Source organism: Pseudomonas sp. JV245A (genome assembly GCF_032424515.1).
Classification (GTDB): domain Bacteria; phylum Pseudomonadota; class Gammaproteobacteria; order Pseudomonadales; family Pseudomonadaceae; genus Aquipseudomonas; species Aquipseudomonas protegens.
In genome coordinates, this window is record NZ_VYKE01000530.1 from 1 (window position 1) to 493 (window position 493).

At 68.2% G+C, this 493-nt stretch carries 1 protein-coding gene; it reads right to left on the minus strand.

Translation table 11 applies throughout. The annotated features are described in order from the left end of the window. Positions 1–493, minus strand: a 493-nt coding sequence (locus F6S12_RS32870) for an Ig domain-containing protein (protein WP_315870004.1), incomplete at both ends; no start/stop codon positions are given.

The window sequence follows — 493 nt, forward strand, 5'->3', positions numbered from 1 at the left end:
GTCTGGATGATGAAGCTCATGGTGCTGGAGGCGCTGGAGCCGCTGAGGTTGTGCAGGCCGAAGCTGACGACCGCCGTACCGGCGAAGGCCGCCGATGGCACGAAGCGCATCGAGAAGGGGCCCATCATCATCGCCCGGCCGGCCGAGGCCGGGGTCACCGTGCCCAGGGTGGCGTGGGTGAACGGGCCGCCGGTGGCGCCCTGGGTCAGGTCGACGGTGGCCGACTGGCCCGCTGCGAGGATCTGGCTGGAGGCGGGCACGGTGATCGCCACGGCAGCGATGGTGATCGAATAGGCCTGTGAGCCCGTGGCACCGTTGGCATCGGTGGCGGTGATGACCAGGTTGCTGCTGCCGCTGGTAATCGGCGTACCGCTGATCAGACCGCTGGCAGTGTTCAGGCTCAGGCCCGTCGGCAGGCTACCGCTGGTGATGCTGTAGCTGTAGGGAACGGTGCCACCGGTAGCGCTGAGAGTTGCGCTGTAGGGGCTGCCTG